This is a genomic window from Streptomyces sp. NPDC005485 (genome assembly GCF_040606085.1).
Taxonomy (GTDB): Bacteria; Actinomycetota; Actinomycetes; order Streptomycetales; family Streptomycetaceae; genus Streptomyces.
The window spans coordinates 1-5,172 of sequence record NZ_JBEXDZ010000286.1 but is presented as its reverse complement, the minus strand read 5'-3'; the positions used below and the strand labels follow the sequence as shown (position 1 = coordinate 5,172).

The 5,172-nt window shown below is 68.5% G+C and carries 4 protein-coding genes; 2 read left to right on the top strand and 2 right to left on the bottom strand.

Translation table 11 applies throughout. The annotated features are described in order from the left end of the window. Positions 1-142 precede the first annotated feature (142 nt). The gene (locus ABZS97_RS43375) at positions 143-445 is read left to right on the top strand and encodes a small hydrophobic protein (protein ID WP_356149341.1); all 303 of its coding nucleotides are present in this window, start codon (positions 143-145) and stop codon (positions 443-445) included. 68 nt (positions 446-513) lie between these two features. On the opposite strand, the gene ABZS97_RS43370 is transcribed toward ABZS97_RS43375, so the two are convergent. Together ABZS97_RS43370 and aceE are read right to left on the bottom strand one after the other, a co-directional pair. Beyond that, entirely contained in the window at positions 514-1,284 is a 771-nt protein-coding gene (locus tag ABZS97_RS43370; protein ID WP_356149338.1) for an ion channel, read from the bottom strand. 135 nt (positions 1,285-1,419) lie between these two features. Further along, positions 1,420-4,167 carry a pyruvate dehydrogenase (acetyl-transferring), homodimeric type gene (aceE, locus tag ABZS97_RS43365; RefSeq protein ID WP_356149335.1) on the bottom strand — a complete coding sequence of 916 codons (2,748 nt, stop codon included), beginning with the start codon at positions 4,165-4,167 and terminating at the stop codon, positions 1,420-1,422. A 515-nt stretch (positions 4,168-4,682) separates the two neighbouring features. Here aceE and ABZS97_RS43360 point away from each other — a divergent pair. Further along, positions 4,683-5,111 carry a DUF3052 domain-containing protein gene (locus tag ABZS97_RS43360; RefSeq protein ID WP_356149330.1) on the top strand — a complete coding sequence of 143 codons (429 nt, stop codon included), beginning with the start codon at positions 4,683-4,685 and terminating at the stop codon, positions 5,109-5,111. Positions 5,112-5,172 lie beyond the last annotated feature (61 nt).

Below are 5,172 nucleotides of genomic sequence, written 5' to 3'. Positions count from 1 at the left end.
CCCCGTGGATCTTCGGCCGCCTCTCGGCCGGCCCCTCACTCCGGCGGGGGGGGGGGGGGGCAGCGCGCCGGCAGGTCTTACGGGCGGAAACAGGGGTACCCGGTCGTCGAACCCAATTGGCCGAGAGGTCCAGGGAGTTGAGATGACGGGCTTTGGACACGGCACGCGCAGGTACCCCCGTTCACGTGGCCGGACGTGGTCCCGGAACGGGCCGGATCGCGCGACGCTCGCAATCGTCGGAGTCATTTGTGCGGTCGCCGGGTTCTTCGTGCTGGGGATCATCCTCGGCCCGGTGGCGATCGTCTGCGGTTGGCTCGGTATGGGCCGAACCTGGTCCTCCCGCCCGGTCCCGGCCCTCATCGCCCTCGTCCTGGGTGCCATCGACACCCTCCTGGCCATCATCTGGCTGGCCGGCACGGCGGCCCCGGGCTCCGGGTTCTGGTAGCGGGCTCCGGACCCGCGTGGCGGCGGAGCCGTCGTCACCGCGGGCCCCCGGCCCCTATCGAACGGGCCCTACCGAACCGGCCCCTCCACGGCTTCCGGCACGGGATGCGGCACCCCCGGGGAGGACAGCGACGCGACCTCCGCCCGCAGGGCCCGCACCTCCTCAGTGAGCGCCTCGATCGCCGCCGTCTGCCTGCGTTCCTCCACGTCGTCCTTCTCGAAGCGGGAGATGAACCACGTGGCGATGTTCGCGGTGACGACACCGAGAAGGGCGATCCCGGACAGCATGAGGCCGACCGCGATCATGCGGCCGAGACCGGTGGTCGGGGCGTGGTCGCCGTACCCCACCGTCGTCATCGTGGTGAACGACCACCACACCGCGTCGCCCAGCGTCCGGATGTTCCCATTCGGCGAGTCCCGCTCCACGGAGAGCACGGCGAGCGAGCCGAACATCAACAGCCCGATCACCGAGCCCCCGACGTACGTCGTCAGCCGGATCTGCGAGGCCATCCGGGCCCGCCGCCCGACCAGCATCAGCGTGGAGACGAGCCGCAGCAGCCGCAACGGCTGGAACATCGGCACGACCACCGCGCACAGGTCGAGCCAGTGCGTGCGGACGAACTCCCGGCGCCGGCGGGCGAGTGCGAGCCGCATGAGGTAGTCGGCGGCGAACGAACCCCACACCACCCACTCCACCAGCGTGCACGTCGACGTCAGCGAGGGACTCGCACCGCTGTCCACGATCGGCACGGCGTACGCGAGGGCGAAGGCCACCGCGAGCGCCAGCAGGGGCCGCTGGGTGTGGTGCTCCCAACGGGCTTGTGCCGATTGTTCCTTCATGCCCGTTGTTCCTTCATGCCCGCATCGTAGAAGTCGCACGGCGGAGGAACCACGGAAGGGCGGCGGAGCCGCGACCGGCCCCACCGCCCCTCGGCGGACGCACACCCTCAGCGGGCGCGCCCAGCTGTCACACCACTACGCGTCGCCGCCCGCGGCCCCGGGGTCCGCCGACGCCACGTCGAGCAACTGGTAGCGGTCGATCGCCTGCTTCAGCACCGACCGGTCGACCTTGCCCTCGCGTGCCAGCTCGGTCAGCACCGCGACCACGATCGACTGCGCGTCGATGTGGAAGAAGCGGCGCGCGGCGCCCCGCGTGTCGGCGAAGCCGAAACCGTCCGCGCCGAGCGACTGGTACGTGCCCGGAACCCAGCGCGAGATCTGGTCGGGAACCGATCGCATCCAGTCGGACACCGCCACGAACGGTCCCTCGGAGTCGCCCAGTTTCCGCGTCACGTACGGCACGCGCTGCTCCTCCTCGGGGTGCAGCAGATTGTGCCGCTCCACCTCGACGGCCTCGCGGCGCAGCTCGTTCCAGGAGGTCGCCGACCAGACGTCCGCCTTGACGTTCCAGTCGGCCGCGAGGATCTGCTGCGCCTCCACGGCCCACGGCACCGCGACACCGGAGGCGATGATCTGCGCCGGGATCGTGCCCGCCGTACCGGCCTTGAAGCGGTGGATGCCCTTGACGATGCCGTCCGCGTCGACGTCCGCCGGCTCGGCCGGGTGCTGGATCGGCTCGTTGTAGACGGTCAGGTAGTAGAAGACGTCCTCGCCGTGCGGGTGTTCGGCCGAGGAGCCGTACATCCGGCGCAGACCGTCCTGCACGATGTGCGCGATCTCGAAGCCGTACGCCGGGTCGTACGCGACGCAGCCCGGGTTCGTCGAGGCGAGCAGCTGCGAGTGCCCGTCCGCGTGCTGGAGACCCTCACCGGTCAGTGTCGTGCGCCCGGCGGTCGCGCCCAGTACGAAACCGCGCGCCAGCTGGTCGGCCATCTGCCAGAACTGGTCGCCGGTGCGCTGGAAACCGAACATCGAGTAGAAGACGTAGACCGGGATCAGCGGCTCGCCGTGCGTGGCGTACGCCGAACCCGCGGCGATCAGGGAGGCCGTGCAGCCCGCCTCCGAGATGCCGTCGTGCAGCATCTGACCGGTCGGCGACTCCTTGTACGCGAGCAGCAGATCGCGGTCGACCGCCTCGTACTGCTGACCGAGCGGGTTGTAGATCTTCGCGCTCGGGAAGAACGAGTCCATGCCGAACGTGCGGTACTCGTCGGGCGCGATCAGCACGAACCGCTTGCCGATCTCCTTGTCCCGCATGAGGTCCTTGAGGAGCCGCACAAAGGCCATGGTCGTCGCGATGGACTGCTGACCCGAGCCCTTCTTCACACTCGCGTACGTCTTGTCCTCGGGCAGCGGCAGCGGCTTCGACCGCACGATACGCGTCGGGACGTACCCGCCGAGCCCCTTGCGGCGGTCGTGCATGTACTGGATCTCCTCGGAGTCGCGCCCCGGGTGGTAGTACGGCGGCGCGCCCCCCTCCAGCTGCTGGTCGGTGATCGGGATGTGCAGCCGGTCGCGGAAGCCCTTGAGGTCGGCGACGGTCAGCTTCTTCATCTGGTGGGTCGCGTTGCGGCCCTCGAAGTTCGGACCCAGCGTCCAGCCCTTGACCGTCTGCGCCAGCACCACCGTCGGCTGGCCCTTGTGCGCCTTGGCCGCCGCGAAGGCCGCGTAGACCTTCTTGTGGTCGTGACCACCGCGGCCCAGGTGCAGGATCTGGTCGTCCGTCATGTTCTCGACCATGGCGCGCAGCCGGTGGTCGTCGCCGAAGAAGTGGTCGCGGATGTAGGAACCGGTCTCGGTGGCGTACGTCTGGAACTGGCCGTCGGGCGTGGTGTTCAGCTTGTTGACCAGGATGCCGTCGCGGTCCTGCGCGAGCAGCGGGTCCCAACTGCGGTCCCAGACCAGCTTGATGACGTTCCATCCGGCGCCCCGGAACTGCGACTCCAGCTCCTGGATGATCTTGCCGTTGCCGCGCACCGGGCCGTCGAGCCGCTGCAGGTTGCAGTTGACGACGAACGTCAGGTTGTCGAGGCCCTCGCGAGCGGCGATGGACAGCTGGCCGAGCGATTCCGGCTCGTCCATCTCGCCGTCGCCGAGGAACGCCCACACATGCGACTTGGAGGTCTCCGCGATACCGCGCGCCTCCATGTAGCGGTTCATCCGCGCCTGGAAGATCGCGCCGAGCGGGCCGAGGCCCATGGAGACGGTCGGGAACTCCCAGAAGTCCGGCATGGAGCGCGGGTGCGGGTACGAGGAGAGCCCGTACGGCGCCTTGGACTTCTCCTGGCGGAAGGCGTCGAGCTGCTGCTCGCTCAGCCGGTCGAGCATGAACGCGCGGGCGTAGATGCCCGGCGAGGCGTGCCCCTGGAAGAAGATCTGGTCGCCGCCGTCGCCCTCGTCCTTGCCGCGGAAGAAGTGGTTGAAGCCCACGTCGTACAGCGAGGCGGAGGAGGCGAAGGTGGCGATGTGGCCGCCGACCCCGATCCCGGGGCGCTGTGCGCGCGACACCATCACGGCCGCGTTCCAGCGGGTCGCGTTCAGGACCTTGCGCTCGATCTCCTCGTTGCCCGGGAAGAACGGCTCGTCCTTGGTCGCGATCGTGTTGACGTAGTCCGTGCTGCGCATCTCGGGCACGGCCACGCGCTTCTCGCGGGCCCGCTCGATCAGCCGCAGCATCAGGTAGCGGGCGCGCTCACGGCCCCGCTCGTCGACGGCGGCGTCGAGGGAGTCGAGCCACTCCTGAGTCTCTTCAGGGTCGAAGTCCGGGACCTGGCTGGGAAGGCCGCCAATGATGATCGGGTTGCGATCGGATCCGGAAGCCACGCTGTTCCTTCGCTGTCAGAGGGGCGGTCTGAGGGCTGTCTGATGGGGTTTTCTCTGTCTCTGCACGTCTCTGCACCGTTCCCCATCGTGTACCTGAGGAACCGAAACGTCATCTCTACCGAGGGGTAACCGAGGCCTTTATCGAGAGGGATTCGAGACGTTCACACAGTCCGCTGGGACGGGCCCGACCAAAACGCAACGATACGCTCAGTCCGTGACGCGTTCCGCAAAGTCGTTCGGTCCTCGTAACCCCAGAGGGTTCCGAAGGGGACATACGGGGCGGAACGGTGTGGTGTGCGTCACAGGGCGAGGTGATCTCGTACCAGGAGTTGCGTCGACACCACCAGGATCGTCACCGTTTCGGCGGTCTCGACGGCCGGGTACTTGCGCGATCCGCCCCGCCCGTGTGGACTACGGCCAAAGCTGCGCGCACGCGCGTGGCTGGCATCCCCTGGTTCTCGACTTCGATCGAGCAGGGGAGACCCCATTTCCGAAACATGATCAGGAGGCAAGCCGTGAGCGCGACCGCGGACCACGCGGAGGAGCGGACCAACCCGGCCGCCAGGCTGGGGTTCGAGCCCGGACAGGTGGTCCAGGAGATCGGCTTCGACGACGACGTTGACCACGAGCTCCGTGAATCCATCGAATCGCTGATCGGCCAGGACCTGGTCGACGAGGACTACGACGACGTCGCAGACGTCGTGCTGCTGTGGTTCCGCGATGAGGACGGCGATCTCACGGACGCACTGGTGGACGCCATCGGTCTCCTTGAGGACGGCGGCATGATCTGGCTGCTGACCCCCAAGACCGGCCGGGACGGTTACGTCGAACCCAGCGACATCGCCGAGGCCGGGCAGACCGCCGGCCTCTCCCAGACGAAGAGCATCACCGTGGGTAAGGAGTGGTCGGGCACCCGTCTGGCCACGCCGAAGGCCAAGCGCTGAGTTCCTTCCCGTTCCAGCTGCCGCAGGCAGTGTGTGAGGCCCCCGCCGACGAACCGTCGGC

Bases quoted from the DNA above. Each gene is read 5' to 3' on its own strand.
- ABZS97_RS43370 (WP_356149338.1), bottom strand. From the start codon at position 1,284: ATGAAGGAACAATCGGCACAAGCCCGTTGGGAGCACCACACCCAGCGG.
- ABZS97_RS43375 (WP_356149341.1), top strand. From the start codon at position 143: ATGACGGGCTTTGGACACGGCACGCGCAGGTACCCCCGTTCACGTGGC.